This window comes from Deltaproteobacteria bacterium (assembly GCA_016875395.1).
Lineage (GTDB): Bacteria > Myxococcota_A > UBA9160 > UBA9160 > UBA6930 > VGRF01.
This window is the reverse complement of sequence record VGRF01000003.1, coordinates 172,090-185,137: the sequence shown is the minus strand read 5'-3', so window position 1 is coordinate 185,137 and position 13,048 is coordinate 172,090. Positions and strand designations below refer to the sequence as shown.

The following is a 13,048-nucleotide window of genomic DNA, read 5'->3' as shown; positions in this document are numbered from 1 at the left end:
CCTCCGCCGCTACGCCACTAACACCTTGCGCAAGAACGCATTCAGGAACACGCCCTTCGGGTCCAGCTCCTTGCGCACGCGCTGGAACGCGTCCCACTTCGGGTAGAGCGGCGCGAGCTCCTTTGCGCCGAGCTTGTGGATCTTGCCCCAGTGCGGGCGGCCGCCGTGGTTCCGAAAGATCGCTTCCACGTCGTCGAAGTAGGGGCGGTAGGGGCGCTCGGCCGCCTGGTGCGCCGAGATGGTCACGGTTGCGCGACCGCAGTCGGGCGAGAGCAGCGCCTCGTCGGGCTTCACGGTGCGGTACTCGAGCGGCCAGAGCGCGTCCTTGTGCTTCGTGAGCATCAGCTGGCGCAACTCGCGCACGCAGTCGGGGCCGCGCTCGGCAGGAATCGCGAATTCGATCTCGTTGAACGCGGTGTCGCGCGGCGAGGCGTAGATCGTGTCGCTCCAGCCGACGCGCTCGCCGCGCGTCTGCGCCGCGTCGTCCCAGCGCTCGAAGTCGCGCGGCTCCTTCGTCGGATTCAGCGACTTCATGCCGCACAGATCCTTGGGCAGCTTCGCGGGCACGAAGGCGTTCGGGTCGGGGAACCAGAAGAACTCGAAGTGGCGGTTCTGCGCGACGTGCGACTCGAGTTGCGCCATGCACGCCTCGAACGGCGCGGTCCAGTTGCGCTCGCGCAGGCGGAACGCGGGCTCGAGCGCGAGGCGAACGTGCGTGATCACGCCGAGCGCGCCGAGCGAGACTTGCGCCGCGCGGAAAATCTCGGGGTGCTTGTCAGGCGTCGCCTCGAGCGTGTCGCCGCTCGCGAGCACGAGGCGCACACCCGTCACGTACGACGAGAGGCTGCCGATCGTGCGGCCCGTGCCGTGGGTGCCCGTCGCGATCGAGCCCGCGAGGGCCTGGCGGTCGATGTCGGGCATGGTCGAGAGCGCGAGTCCGGCCTTCCGCAGCGGCTCGCCCACTTGGTAGAGCTTGCTGCCGCCGAGCAGCCACGCTTCGCGCCGCGCCGTGTCGACGGACTCGACGCCGCGCAGGCGGCTCGTCACGAGCTGCAGGCCCTGCGTCTCGCACAGCGGGGTGAAGCTGTGCCCGCTGCCGATCGCGCGTACGCCGCGGCCCGCCTTCGCCGCGCGCGCGACCGCGGCTTGCACCTCGGCGACGCTCGTGGGCGCGACCTTCTCTGCGGGCGTGAAGCGCACCGAGCCCGACCAGTTCGACCACTCGGGCGGCGCGGTCGCGGCGAATGCGCGCTGCACTAGGCTGCCGCTCGCCGCTGCGAGAGCCGCGGCGCCCGCCGCGTTCCGTAACAACTGCCTGCGCCCGATCACTGCGACTTGCCTCGCGCCGTGATCGGCCACAGCTCGCGCACCATGCCGTCGCGAACCACGTGATACGCGTCGTAGAGATTCACCGTGGGGTCGCAGTGCGAGACGATCAGCTCGGCTTTCTCGCCGAGCGCGAGCGTGCGTGCCTCGCCCGTGTACGCGCAGATGCCGTGCTCGTCGCCGCCGTAGAAATACGCGAGCCCGGCGCGGTCCTTGAACTGCGGCTTCGCGTCCGGCTCGTTTGCGAACGCCTTGAAGCCCGCGTCGATCGTGATCAGCTGCGGCACGGGCTGGCTGATCGCCGTCGCTAGCACGGTGAGCGCGGGCTCGAACGTGTCGAACAGCTCGCCGTCGGCGTCGCCGATCATGCGGTACTGCACGTCCATGAACAGGTACGAGCCGACCTGCAGGTCGGTCATGCCCGCGACGTCGCAGTCGATGTCGTACGTGCCGGTGCCGCCGCCGGTGAGCGCCTTCACGGCGATGCCGCTCTTCTCGAGCAGCGCCTTCGTGTCGAGCGCTCCTGCGAGCGACTCCAGCGACTTCTTCTTGCGCTCCTCGCGGCCCGCGACGTGCATGACGTGGCCCGAGTACGCCTGCAGGCCATCGAAGCGCAGGTGCTTCGACTCCGCAATGACTCGCGCGAGCGCGAGAGCCGGCTCGCCGGGCTGGATGCCGGTGCGACGCGTGCCCGTGTCGAGATCGATCAGCACACCGAGCGTCACGCCCGCACGCGCGGCCGCGGCGTCGAACACGCGCGCGGCGCTCGCCGCGTCGAGCACGACCTGGAGGCCCGGCGCGCGCTGCGCGAGCGCCACCACGCGCTCGAACTTGTCTGCGCTCGCGAGCGGCGACGTGATCAGCACGCGGTCGATGCCCGCGTCCGCCAGCGCCTCGGCCTCGCTCACCTTCGCCGCGCATACGCCGAGCGCGCCGAGCGCGAGCTGCTTCTTCGCGAGCAGCGGGCACTTGTGCGTCTTCACGTGGGGCCGCAGGCCGATCTTCTTCGCTGCGGCGTGCGCCGCCATCTTCGCGAGATTGCGCCCCAGCGCGGCCTCGTCGACGAGCAGCGCAGGCGTGGGCAGATCTGCGAGCGCGATCGGTTTCTCCAGCGCGATCGCGTCCCACGGCTTTCGCTCGCTCATCGTGCTCGCCTCCGTGCCCGCGTTCGCCGCGAGCGCGCCTGCCGCCGCGCTGCCGAGCAGGCTGCGTCGCGTGATCTGCGCGCTCACTTCACGGCTCCCGACTTCGCGCCCATGCCGACCCAGTCGCCGAACTGCGCGCCTTCGCGGATCCAGCGCTCGATGCGCGCGAGCTCGGCCGGCGTCAGCGCCTTGCGCTCGCGCGGCATCCGATCCGGCGAGTCCACCGCCAGCAGAAGGCGTCGCATCAACTCGGACTTCTCAGGCTGACGGGGCACGACAGCGAGCCCGATGTCGCCGCCCTGCAGGATGCGCGCGGGCGAGTCGAGCTGGAGGTTCGCGTAGCGCTGCTTCACGCTGTGACACGCGACGCAATCCCGCGCGAAGATCGGCCACACGTCGCGCACGAACACGACTTCTGTCTCCGCAGCGGCGGAGGCGGCGAAGAACACGGTGAGCAGCGCGAGCAGCGGGCGCATCGCACGCATCTTCTCGCGAGGGGGCGGCCGCTGCCAGCGCCTCGTGCGGCGTAGACTCGACGCATGAAGTGCTCCTCGGCCGTGTTCGCTTGCCTACTCGCGCTGCTTGCTTGCGGCGGAGACGGCGACGGAGCGTGCGCGGAGCGCGCGCCGAGCGCGGAGCCCGCCCCGCCGGTGGCGAGCGAGGCGAGCCCGGAAGCACCGCGCGTCCAGCGTGAGCCCGCTCCGGCGATCGACCCCGCTCCCGCGAGCGACGAACGCGTGCGCCAGATCCTCGCACTCGGCAGGGCGCCCGCGGATGCCGACGCGCTGCTCGTCGCTGCGAGGGACTCCGATCCTCGCGCACGTGAAGCCGCGATCGTGCTGCTCGGCCACAGCGACGACCCGCGCGCGCTCGATGCGCTGATCGCGGCGACACGCGACGCGGACTCGCGCGTCGTGCTCGCGGCGCTCGCGCAGCTGCAGTGGTCCGACGACCGGCTCGCGGAGGCCGCGCTGCGAGAGCTCGCGCGAGCCAGCGACCCCGAGGTCGCGAAAGCGGCACGCGACGCACTCGGGGAATGAGGCGCGTCACCTAGCGCGAAGCGAAAAGGGCTGGGCGCCTCGCAGCGCCCAGCCCCGGTTCGCGGGGACCGATCAGGTTCCGATGACTCCGCCGTCGTCCTTCGTGATCACGACCGTCGCCGAGCGAGGCCGGCGTGTGTTGACGTCACCCGGAGTACTCGGGTCCGGCCACGGCCAGCGCGTCGACGGGTTGTTCAGGTTGTTCGTGAACACCTCCGGCGGCTCTCCGGGGTGTTGGATGTCCACGAACATCGCGCGCCGGTCCGGGCTGAACGTGATGCCGGTGACCTCGCAGCCCGAGGGCCCGACCAGGAAGCGCCGGAACTCCTTCGTGGCCGGGTCGGCGGCGAGCAGCATGTTGTTATTGAAAATCGTGTACGCGCCGGTGCTGAGCTCGGACGAGAACATGTCCGTGCCCACCCACACGCGGCCGTCGCGATCCACCGTCACGGCGTCGGGCGCCGCGAACAGGTCGCCCACGACGTTGCCGCCGGGCAGCCCGAGCGGGTTCGCCGGGTCGCCCGCGAGCACGAAGATGTCCCACGTGAACGTGAGCGCGTCCGCGTCGCCGTCCTCCTTCCAGCGCACGATGTGGCCGAACGGGTTGCCCGCGCTGCCGCCGCGCGGGTTCGCCTCGTCGATCGGCGCCGTGAAGTTCTCGGGCAGGCTGCCTGTGCCTTCCGTCGGGTTCGTCGTCGCGCGCCCGCGCCGCGTGTTGTTCGTGCAGCACACGTAGACCTGGTCGTCGGGCGCGACGCTGATCCACTCCGGACGGTCCATGCGCGTGGCCCCGACGGCGTCGGCGGCGAGGCGCGTGAACACGTGGATGCGGTCGAGCGTCCAGCCGGCCAGCGCGGGGTTGTCGGGCGTGAGCGGAATCCACTGGCCAGTGCCCGCGCCGTCGCCGCTCACGGCGCCCGCGTCGAACTTCGCGACGTACAGCGTGCCGTCCTCGAGCGGGCTCTTCCGCAACCGCCGCGCATCCTGCACCGTGCGCGAAGCGACGAACTTGTAGATGTAGTTGTTGCGCTCGTCGTCGCCCGAGTAGGCGACCGCGCGCTTGTCTCGCGTGAGCCGCACCGCGGCCATCTCGTGCTTGAAGCGGCCGAGGCCCGTCAGCTTCAGCGGCGTCGACTCGGGGCGATACGGATCGATCTCCACGATCCAGCCGAAGCGATTCGGCTCGTTCCGATTGCCGGCCACGAGCATGTCGAAGCGCGGGTCGCCGCGGTGGACGCGGATCAAGCCGCTCAGCGCCGATTGCATGTAGCGGCGCTCTTCTGGCGTGAGGTTCGCCGCCGTCGGCTGCGCGAAGTAGAAGTCGTAGTTCTCCTCGCCGGTCACGTAGGTGCCCCACGGCGTCGCCGAGCCGCCGCAGTTGTTGAGCGTGCCGAGAATGCGCGTGCCCGTCGGGTCGTCGCCGGTTTGCAGCAGCGGCGAGCCGGCGGCCGGACCGACCGCGCGCATCGGAGTGTGGCCGGTGATGCGCCGGTTTCGCGTCGACTCATTGATGACACGCCAGCGGCCCGCCTCGCGCCGCACTTCCACGACCGAGACGCCGTGCGCTGCGCGGCTTGCGCGGCGATCTGCGGGAGGAGCGGGGCAACGTAGAGGGAGCGAGGCGCACTGGTTTGCATGCGCCCACGATATCTCGCGCCTTGCGCCTCGAATTCTCGACGGCGAGACCGCAAGCTCTCGCTCTCGTCGGGAGCGAGAGCGATGCCGAGCGGACACATTCTCATCACGGGCGCGAGCGGCCTCGTCGGCCGCGCGGCGATGGAGCACTTCGCGCGGCGCGGCTTCGCCGTGACCGCGATCTCGCGCCGCGCCCCGCTCGAGACGCACGGCGCGCGCTGGCTCTCGCTCGATCTCGCGGACGAGAGAGCGTGCAAGGCCGCGCTCGGCGGCATGAGCGACGTCACGCAGATCGTGTTCGCAGCGCTGCACGAGGAGCCCGAGCTCGTCGCGGGCTGGACGCAGCAGGCACACGTCGATCGCAACGGCGCGATGCTGCGCAACACGCTGGAGCCGATTGCGCGCGCGTCGCGGGCGCTCCGCAACGTGACGATCCTGCAGGGTCCGAAGGCGTACGGCGTTCACGTGAAGCCGATGCGCCCGGGCGCGCGCGAAGACCGCGACGAAGACCGCGCGATCCCGAACTTCTACTGGGCGCAGCAGGACTATCTCGCCGATCGCCAGCGAGGTGAGGCGTGGGGCTGGACGGTGATGCGCCCCGCGCTCGTCGTCGGGCTCGCGGTCGGCGGCGCGATGAATCTGCTCGCGGCGATCGGCGTGTACGCGGCGCTGCTGAAGCAGCGCGGAGAGCCGCTGCACTACCCGGGTGGAAGCGGGAGCCTGCTCGAGGCGACCGACACGGACTTGATGGCGCGCGCGTTCGAGTGGGCGGCCGCCGCCGAGGGCGCGCGCAATCAAGCGCTCAACCTCACCAACGGCGAGCTGTTCTCACTGCGCGATCAGTGGCCGGTGATCGCGGAGAGTCTCGACATGCGCCCGGGTGACGATGCGCCGCTCGGCTTTGCCGACGAGCTGCCGAAGCACGCGCACGAGTGGGATCGCGTTCGCGCGCAGCGCGGGCTCGTCGCGCCGTCGCTCGACGCCTTCCTCGGCCAATCGCTCCAGTTCGCCGACTTCGTGTTCGCGCGCACCGCGCGCGGCGCCGTCGGCGCGTCCTCGATCTCGACGATCAAGATCCGGCGCGCGGGCTTCCACGACACGCTCTACACCGACGAAATGCTGCGGAAGTGGTTCGCGCGCTATCGCGCGGCGCGGCTGCTCCCATAGAGGCGCAGTCAGGCCGGTTTCAGCTTCAGCCCCATCTGCATCGCTGCCGTGAGCGCATCCGCCACGACGTGATACTCCGCGAGCATCCCGCCCTTCAGGCGGAAGAAGCTCACCACGTCGAACTCGAGCACCTTGCCGGAGCCCTGCTGCCCGAACAGCTCCTGCGAGTGCGTGCCCTTGAGGCTCCACCAGCCGACCGCGTCGTTCTCGCCGGCGACGATGCGTCTGATCTGAATCGTCACGTCGGGAAAGGTGCGGTGGAAGTTCGTCACGTGGTTGACGAGGCCCTGCCGGCCCTTCACGGGCTGCGTGTGGTCGATCATGTCCTCGGCCGCGAGCTGCGGGATCAGCTCGTAGCGGCGCTTGCCGACGACCTCGGCGAGGTAGGTGCGCATCACTTCTTCGGATCGCTGCGCGCTCATGGCGTTCTCCTCAGGTTGAGTCCGAGCATAAGCCGGGCGCGAACCCGCTTTCACGCGTGATAGCGTCTAGCTCGCGAGGAGGACGCCCCGATGCCCTACGGACCGAAGGAGATCGAGGAGAAGTACCACCGCCTGCTCGACGCGGACCCGCGCCGCGCGCCGGAGTCGTTCCGCCGCGACTCGCGCATGGAGGGCATCACGCGCGTGCCGGTGGAGCAATTCACGTCGCGCGCGTTCCACGACCTCGAGGTCGAGAAAGTCTGGAAGCGCGCGTGGCAGATGGCGTGCCACGAGGACGACATCCCCGAGGTGGGCGACTCGATCGCGTACGACATCGCGGGCCTGTCGTTCCTCGTCGTGCGCACCGGCGCCGACTCGTTCAAGGCGTTCTACAACGCGTGCCTCCACCGCGGGCGCAAGCTGAAGGAGTGCGGCGGCAAGCGCGCGACCGAGATTCGCTGCCCATTCCACGGCTGGGCGTGGAATCTCGACGGCTCGCTCAAGGAGATCACGAGCGAGTGGGACTTCAAGTACGTCGACAAGTCGAAGCAGAACCTGCCCGAGGTGAAGGTTGGCAAGTGGGGCCGCTTCGTCTTCATCAACCCCGACCGGAACTGCGAGCCGCTCGAGAAGTTCGTCGGCGATCTGTCGAGTCACTTCACCGTGCTGCCGTACGAGCAGCGATACAAGGAAGCGCACGTCGCGAAGATCATGAAGGCGAACTGGAAGGTCGTGCAGTCGGCCTTCATGGAGGCCTATCACACGATCCTGACGCACCCGCAAATCGTCACGGGCAGCTCGCAGGACGGGAACACGAAGTACGACGTATTCGGCAACTACTCGCGGGCGATCACCGTCGCGGGCATGGAGGAGTTCGGGCTCACGAACTGGGGACCGGTGCCGGCGTTGCCGAGCCAGCGCGACGTGCGCGACGGCTACGTCTACACGCCGCGCAGCGATGGCTACTGCGACGTGCGCACGCCCGACGGCCGCACCGGCGTGTTCACGCCGCGCGCGGTGTGGGTGTCGGGCGAGCTCGGCGAAGCGAATCCGCACATGTGCGATCTCGTCGCCGGGCGACAGCTGCCGCCGGGCGCGGTCGACGTGCGCGGCCGCTCGCGCGTGTACGCCTCCTCGAGCATCGACCCGATGGACGTGGTCGCGCAGCACCGCGCGATGGCGCACATGCAGCGCGAGGGCTTCCGCACGGTCGTCGGGGACCTCGCGGACCAAGCGGCCGACATCGAGTTCGCGCCGATCTACTTCACGCTGTTCCCGAACTTCCATCCGTGGGGCTCGTTCAACCGCATCGTCTACCGCTTCCGCCCGAACGGGAACAACCCCGACGAAGCGATCATGGAGTGCCTGTACCTGGCGCCGATCCCGAAGGACGGGAAGTACCCGAAGGCGGTGCCGATCCACTGGCTCGGCAAAGACGACGACTGGGTCGAGGCGCCCGAGCTCGGCATGCTCGCGAAGGTGTTCAACCAGGACTCCCGAAACCTGCCCTTCGTGCAAGAGGGTCTGCACGCGACCGCGATGCAGCACCTGCAGCTCGCCTCCTACAACGAGACGAAGCTGCGCCACTTCCACAAGCTGCTCGAGGAGTGGATCGCGCGTCCGTGAGCGCGCGTCCGTAACCACCAGCCGGCGCGCGCGGCGCGCCATGAGGAGAAGACGTGATCTACGAAGTACGCGACTACCACTACCGGCCCGATCTGTTCGAGGCGTACAAGAAGTGGGCGGAGGAGGCGGTGCCGGTACTGCGCAAGCGCCTCGACGTGGTGGGCTTCTGGGTGTGGGACGGCGCGAATGGCGCTGAGATCACCGGCTCGAATCCGCAGAAGTCGCCGATCGGCGAAGCGAACGTGACGTGGATCATTCGCTGGGAGAGCAAAGCCGCGCGTGACGTCGCGATGAAGGGCGCGTTCGCGGGCGACGACTGGAAGGCGGTGTGGGCCAAGCACCCGGATCCGAACGGCTACGTGCAGATGGCCGCGCGCTTCATGGAGTCGATGTAGCCGCATGACAGCCGCCCGCCCGCGCCTCGGCGTCGCCTTCACGGGCGGCGGCATGAGCGTCGCTCAGCTCGTCGCGATCGGGCGGCGCGCCGAGGAAGCGGGCGTCGACTCGCTCTATCTGACCGAGGCCTGGCGCAGCGCCTGGATCTCGCTCGCCGCGCTCGCGTGCGCGACGAAGCGCGTGCGGCTCGGCCCGTACGTGCTGAACGCGTACGGCCACAGCCCGTTTCTCACCGCGATGTCGGCGATCGACTTCGACGACCTGTCGCAGGGGCGCCTGCTGCTCGGCGTCGGCGGCGGCAACAAGGTGATCAACGAGGAGTGGCAGGGGATTCCGCACGAGCGCGTGCTCACGAAGATGGCGGAGTACGTGACGCTGCTGCGGCAGGTCGCGCGCACGCGCGCCGGCGAGCGCATCGAGTTCGCGGGCAAGGTGCACCGCATGCGCTGGACGCCCGCGGTCGATCCGCGTCCGGCGCCGTTTCCCGTCTACCTCGCCGCGATCTTCCCGCGCATGATCGAAGTGGCGGGGCGCTGCGCGGACGGTCTCGCGTGCGGCGCGCTGCTCTCTGCGGAGTACCACCGCGAGGTGATCCGCCCGGCGGCGGAGAAGGCGGCTGCCACGGCGAATCGCGACCCGCGCGCGCTCGGCATCGTCACGGGCATCCTCACCGCGGTCGACGCAGACCGCGAACGCGCGCGTCGTGCTGCGCGCGAGGCGATCGTGGGGCTGTTCGCGCCGCTGCCGCACCCGTACTACGAGTTCGCGCTGCGCGAGCAGGGCTTCTCCGCGGTCGCCGACGCCGCGCTGCGTTGGGCGAACGGCGGCAGTCGCGAGGCCGCGGTCGACGCGATTCCGGATGCGTGCCTCGATCGCCTCGCGCTCGCGGGCACGCCCGCCGAGTGCGCGAAGCGCATCGCGGACTACGCGGGTGTCGTGGACGAGCTCGTGCTCACGAACGTGCTGCCGCCGCGCGGCGCCGATCCCGCGGAGGCGTTCGCGGGGCTGCTCTCGCTCACCGCCTGACGCGAGCGCTCAGCGCTTCGCGATGTCCGGGCGGAAGCTCGCGAGGTCCTGCGGCTCGACGAGCTCGATCACGTTGCCTTCGGGATCGGCGAGGAAGCAGAGCTTCACCGGGCGCTCGCCTTGAATCAGCGCGCGATCGGAGCGAAGCGTCGCGCCGGCGGCTTCGCAGCGCGCGAGCACCTCGCCGATCGCGTCGCAGTAGAACGTGAGGTACGCGATGCCGCGGCGCTCGGTCAGCAGCGCGGGCGCGCCGCTCGCGGCGGGCTTGTTAGGTGGGCGCATCAGCTTGATCGTTTCGCCGCCGGGCGTCTTGAGCCACACGCACGTGTAGCCGTCGCGCGCGAGCGTGATCGCGCTGCTCAGCGCTGCGGGGATCTCGGCGCGTCGCACTTCGTGGCAGCCGAGCGCGCGTGTGTAGAACGCGTGCATGCGGTCGAGATCTTCGACCGCGATGCCGGCCTCGACCGGGGCGATCTGTTTCATCGCGCCTCCTCGTAGCTCGCGGCGTCGTTCACCGCGAGCATGCGCTCATAGGTCGTCATCGTGTATGGGAACTGCGTGACGATGCGGCCCGACGGCGCGCGGTAGTAGCCGCGGCAGTCGCTGCGCCACACCGTGATGCCCGCGATGTCCTTCTGCAGCTGCTCGTTGTAGGCGGCCATCGCGCTCGGCTTCACGTCGATCCAAGCGAGCTTCGCGTCCAGCACGCGGCGGATCGCGCGCACCGCGTAGTCGCTCTCGAGCTCGAGCATCGTAATCAGCGAGTTGTTGTTGGTGTTGGGGCCGTAGATCATGAACAAGTTCGGGAAGCCGCTCGTGGTGATTCCCTGATAAGCGATCGCGCCGTCCTGCCACGCGTCCTGGATGTGCACGCCACCGCGGCCCGCGACGTCGAGCGCGCTCAGGTAGCGCGTCGTCTCGAAGCCGGTGGCGAGGATGATCGTGTCGACCTCGCGCAGCTCGCCGCGCGCCGTAACAACCCCAGCTGGAACGATGCGCTCGATGCCGCAGTCGACGAGGTGCACGTTCGGGCGGTTGAAGATCGGGTAGTAGAGGTTCGAGAGCAGCGGGCGCCGACAGCCGTAGCGCCAATCGGGCGTGAGGCGGCGGCGCAGCTCGGGATCGTTCACCGCGAGCAGGTTCTGCCGGCCTGCCTCCTCCGAAGCGGCGACGGCCTGTGGATCCTGGAAGAGCACGAACGCTTCGATCTCCCTGTAGATCTCGTCGCGCATCGCCTTCACCGCGTCGGGGTTCGCGCGAAAGTGCGCGAGCTCGGCCTCGGTGAACGGCGTGTCCTTCTTCGGAACGACCCACTGCGGCGTGCGCTGGTAGAGGTCGAGGCGCGCGACGATGGGCGCGATCTCGGGGGCGGTCTGCACCGCGCTCGCCGCGCTGCCGATCAGCGCGACGCGCTCACCCGTCAGGTCGTGCCCGTCCTTCCAGCGCGCGGTGTGGAACAGCGTGCCCGCGAAGTCGTCGAGGCCCGCGATGTCGGGCAGCGCGATGTCGTTGAACATGCCGATCGCGCTGATCACGAAGCGCGCCGTGAGCGCGCGTCCGTCCGCGAACGCTGCGCGCCAGAGTGCCGCGCGCTCGTCCCAGCGCAGCGTCTTCACCTCGGTGTCGAAGTGGCAGTGCGGGAGCATCCCGTGCTTGCGCGCGACGTGCTCCACGTAGTCGCGAATCTCCGCCTGTCCCGAGTACGGGCGCGACCAGTCGGCCTTCGGCTCGAACGAGAACGAGTAGAGGTGCGACATCACGTCACACTCGGCGCCGGGGTAGCGGTTGTGCCACCAGGTGCCGCCGACGCCCGCGGCCTTCTCGACGATCACGAAGTCCGTGATGCCCGCGCGCGCGAGCGTGATGCCCGAGCAGATGCCGCCGGGGCCGGCGCCGATCACGAGCACGGTGGTGTGGGCGGGCAGGGAGGTGTTAGGGGCGGGCGCGGCGGCGGTCATCGAGGTCTCGCGAGTGGGTGAGCGGCCACGCTAGCGAGATCGGACGAGCAGCGACTCGCGCAGCGCGCCGGAGCTGATCACTCCCGTGGATCCGCGCACGATCGCATTCACGGGGCAGGTGCTTCTTCGAGCGCGATCTCGATCAGCACCGCGCCTCTCGCGACCGCGCTCTCCCAGGAGCTCGGCCGTAGCGCGCGCCAGCCCGCGTCAGCCTCGGCGGCATCTCGCACGATGCGCGCGCTCACCGTGCGAGGCAGGCTGTTACGGAGCTCGACGCGCACGCGCGGCTCTACCTCGAGATCGCGCCACCAATCGAAGTCGCTGCCGACCAGCAGCGCGTCACCGCGCTCGACATAGTTCACCGGAATCACGTAGGGCTTCCGGCTGTCGCGAGAAGTCAGCTCGAGCAGAAGGACCTGCGAGCTGAACACGCCGTGCAGCGGCGAACGCAGAATCCAGCGCACCGGCGCGTTCGCGAGCTCGGCAGGGCCGCGCACGAGGGCGACGGCTCCCATGCCAGTCAGAGCCAAGGCGATCCCCCATAGGAGGTGGGCGCGCATCGTGGAGGCCTCCATGATTCGTCCGGTCGAGAGCTGTGAACTCGTTCATTTCCATAGCGACCGAGGCTGCGCAAGTCTCTGGGTCACCCACGGAAAGGAGGGACTCGATGTCGGTGGAGGAGCGACTCAGCAAGCAGATGAAGAGCAAGCTCGGCGCGCGGGCGGTCTACCTGCCCGGCACCGCATTCGACCTCGGTGACGTGCTGCGACCGAAAGGAGATGGCTTCCAACAGATGACGAAGCTCGCGAGGCTCGGCGTCGGCTTCGACCCGGAGCCGTTCCAGGACATGTCGCTCGACTTCGTATCGAGCGGAACGAAAGAGCGAATCTTCCAGGCCGGCGCCGAGCTGCCGAGCAGCGCGGCGCTCGATCTCGCCGCCGACGCGAGCGTGAGGTACGAGTTCGGCGGCGAGTTCGAGTACGTGCTCAAGACCCCGGTTCTGCAGGGCGCGCACATCGAGAACCTCGCCGAAGTCCTCGAGGCCGTGCAAAGGCTCCCGAAGTTCAACTTCAAGGAGTGGAGGATCGTGACGGAGGTCTACGTCGCGTCGGAGTTCGCCTTCGTGGCATCGGAGAAGAAGAAGAGCTCTTTCGAGATCTCCGGGAAAGCGTCGGGGATCGTCGGGTTCCTCACGGCTGGCGCATCGCTGGGTTTGAAGAGCACCAGGAGCGGGAGCGTGTCGATCCTCGGCAAAGGCGGACCCGTCGCGATGAGCCTGACGAAGGTCCCCAAGCCGTAATCGCCCT

Annotated in this window: 14 protein-coding genes; 6 read left to right on the top strand and 8 right to left on the bottom strand. The window is 69.4% G+C overall.

The annotated features are described in order from the left end of the window. Window positions 1–9: 9 nt before the first annotated feature. From FJ091_04285 to FJ091_04275, 3 genes are read right to left on the bottom strand one after another with little or no spacing between them, the layout of a single operon-like run. Complete coding sequence (locus tag FJ091_04285; protein ID MBM4382570.1) at window positions 10–1,359, bottom strand: FAD-binding protein; 1,350 nt, start codon at window positions 1,357–1,359, stop codon at window positions 10–12. Beyond that, the gene (locus FJ091_04280) at window positions 1,326–2,558 is read right to left on the bottom strand and encodes a DSD1 family PLP-dependent enzyme (protein ID MBM4382569.1); all 1,233 of its coding nucleotides are present in this window, start codon (window positions 2,556–2,558) and stop codon (window positions 1,326–1,328) included. Before FJ091_04280 ends, FJ091_04285 begins: the two co-directional genes overlap by 34 nt. Next, window positions 2,555–2,947, bottom strand: a complete 393-nt coding sequence (locus tag FJ091_04275; GenBank protein ID MBM4382568.1) for a hypothetical protein — start codon at window positions 2,945–2,947, stop codon at window positions 2,555–2,557. Before FJ091_04275 ends, FJ091_04280 begins: the two co-directional genes overlap by 4 nt. 63 nt (window positions 2,948–3,010) lie before the next feature. On the opposite strand from FJ091_04275, the gene FJ091_04270 reads away from it, so the two are divergent. Beyond that, complete coding sequence (locus FJ091_04270; GenBank protein MBM4382567.1) at window positions 3,011–3,511, top strand: HEAT repeat domain-containing protein; 501 nt, start codon at window positions 3,011–3,013, stop codon at window positions 3,509–3,511. Between the two features lie 72 nt (window positions 3,512–3,583). On the opposite strand, the gene FJ091_04265 is transcribed toward FJ091_04270, so the two are convergent. Then, window positions 3,584–5,059, bottom strand: a complete 1,476-nt coding sequence (locus tag FJ091_04265; GenBank protein ID MBM4382566.1) for a DUF839 domain-containing protein — start codon at window positions 5,057–5,059, stop codon at window positions 3,584–3,586. Window positions 5,060–5,230: 171 nt separating this feature from the next. Here FJ091_04265 and FJ091_04260 point away from each other — a divergent pair, with 171 nt between their 5' ends. After that, window positions 5,231–6,313 carry an NAD-dependent epimerase/dehydratase family protein gene (locus FJ091_04260; protein ID MBM4382565.1) on the top strand — a complete coding sequence of 361 codons (1,083 nt, stop codon included), beginning with the start codon at window positions 5,231–5,233 and terminating at the stop codon, window positions 6,311–6,313. Between the two features lie 8 nt (window positions 6,314–6,321). On the opposite strand, the gene FJ091_04255 is transcribed toward FJ091_04260, so the two are convergent. Then, window positions 6,322–6,735: an ester cyclase gene (locus FJ091_04255; protein ID MBM4382564.1), complete on the bottom strand. Its 414-nt coding sequence runs from the start codon at window positions 6,733–6,735 to the stop codon at window positions 6,322–6,324. Window positions 6,736–6,825: 90 nt separating this feature from the next. On the opposite strand from FJ091_04255, the gene FJ091_04250 reads away from it, so the two are divergent. The 3 genes from FJ091_04250 to FJ091_04240 are packed head-to-tail and all read left to right on the top strand — an operon-like array spanning window position 6,826 to window position 9,783. Continuing rightward, a complete protein-coding gene (locus FJ091_04250; protein ID MBM4382563.1) occupies window positions 6,826–8,361 on the top strand; it encodes an aromatic ring-hydroxylating dioxygenase subunit alpha in 1,536 nt (511 codons plus the stop codon). 53 nt (window positions 8,362–8,414) lie between these two features. Continuing rightward, window positions 8,415–8,756: an NIPSNAP family protein gene (locus FJ091_04245; GenBank protein ID MBM4382562.1), complete on the top strand. Its 342-nt coding sequence runs from the start codon at window positions 8,415–8,417 to the stop codon at window positions 8,754–8,756. Window positions 8,757–8,760: 4 nt separating this feature from the next. Continuing rightward, a complete protein-coding gene (locus tag FJ091_04240) occupies window positions 8,761–9,783 on the top strand; it encodes an LLM class flavin-dependent oxidoreductase (GenBank protein MBM4382561.1) in 1,023 nt (340 codons plus the stop codon). A 9-nt stretch (window positions 9,784–9,792) separates the two neighbouring features. Here FJ091_04240 and FJ091_04235 read toward each other — a convergent pair whose 3' ends face one another. From FJ091_04235 to FJ091_04225, 3 genes are all read right to left on the bottom strand, one after another. Continuing rightward, window positions 9,793–10,266, bottom strand: coding sequence for a VOC family protein (locus FJ091_04235; GenBank protein MBM4382560.1), 474 nt, complete (start codon window positions 10,264–10,266; stop codon window positions 9,793–9,795). Beyond that, window positions 10,263–11,741 carry an NAD(P)/FAD-dependent oxidoreductase gene (locus FJ091_04230; GenBank protein MBM4382559.1) on the bottom strand — a complete coding sequence of 493 codons (1,479 nt, stop codon included), beginning with the start codon at window positions 11,739–11,741 and terminating at the stop codon, window positions 10,263–10,265. The genes FJ091_04235 and FJ091_04230 overlap by 4 nt, the downstream gene beginning before the upstream one ends. A gap of 107 nt (window positions 11,742–11,848) precedes the next feature. Next, on the bottom strand, window positions 11,849–12,256 hold the full coding sequence (locus tag FJ091_04225; GenBank protein ID MBM4382558.1) for a nitroreductase family deazaflavin-dependent oxidoreductase: 408 nt from the start codon (window positions 12,254–12,256) through the stop codon (window positions 11,849–11,851). 152 nt (window positions 12,257–12,408) lie between these two features. Here FJ091_04225 and FJ091_04220 point away from each other — a divergent pair, with 152 nt between their 5' ends. Further along, window positions 12,409–13,041, top strand: coding sequence for a hypothetical protein (locus FJ091_04220; protein ID MBM4382557.1), 633 nt, complete (start codon window positions 12,409–12,411; stop codon window positions 13,039–13,041). Window positions 13,042–13,048: the final 7 nt, after the last annotated feature.

Bases quoted from the DNA above. Each gene is read 5' to 3' on its own strand.
- FJ091_04275 (MBM4382568.1), bottom strand. From the start codon at position 2,947: ATGCGCCCGCTGCTCGCGCTGCTCACCGTGTTCTTCGCCGCCTCCGCC.
- FJ091_04270 (MBM4382567.1), top strand. From the start codon at position 3,011: ATGAAGTGCTCCTCGGCCGTGTTCGCTTGCCTACTCGCGCTGCTTGCT.
- FJ091_04260 (MBM4382565.1), top strand. From the start codon at position 5,231: ATGCCGAGCGGACACATTCTCATCACGGGCGCGAGCGGCCTCGTCGGC.
- FJ091_04255 (MBM4382564.1), bottom strand. From the start codon at position 6,735: ATGAGCGCGCAGCGATCCGAAGAAGTGATGCGCACCTACCTCGCCGAG.
- FJ091_04250 (MBM4382563.1), top strand. From the start codon at position 6,826: ATGCCCTACGGACCGAAGGAGATCGAGGAGAAGTACCACCGCCTGCTC.
- FJ091_04240 (MBM4382561.1), top strand. From the start codon at position 8,761: ATGACAGCCGCCCGCCCGCGCCTCGGCGTCGCCTTCACGGGCGGCGGC.
- FJ091_04235 (MBM4382560.1), bottom strand. From the start codon at position 10,266: ATGAAACAGATCGCCCCGGTCGAGGCCGGCATCGCGGTCGAAGATCTC.
- FJ091_04230 (MBM4382559.1), bottom strand. From the start codon at position 11,741: ATGACCGCCGCCGCGCCCGCCCCTAACACCTCCCTGCCCGCCCACACC.
- FJ091_04225 (MBM4382558.1), bottom strand. From the start codon at position 12,256: ATGGGAGCCGTCGCCCTCGTGCGCGGCCCTGCCGAGCTCGCGAACGCG.
- FJ091_04220 (MBM4382557.1), top strand. From the start codon at position 12,409: ATGTCGGTGGAGGAGCGACTCAGCAAGCAGATGAAGAGCAAGCTCGGC.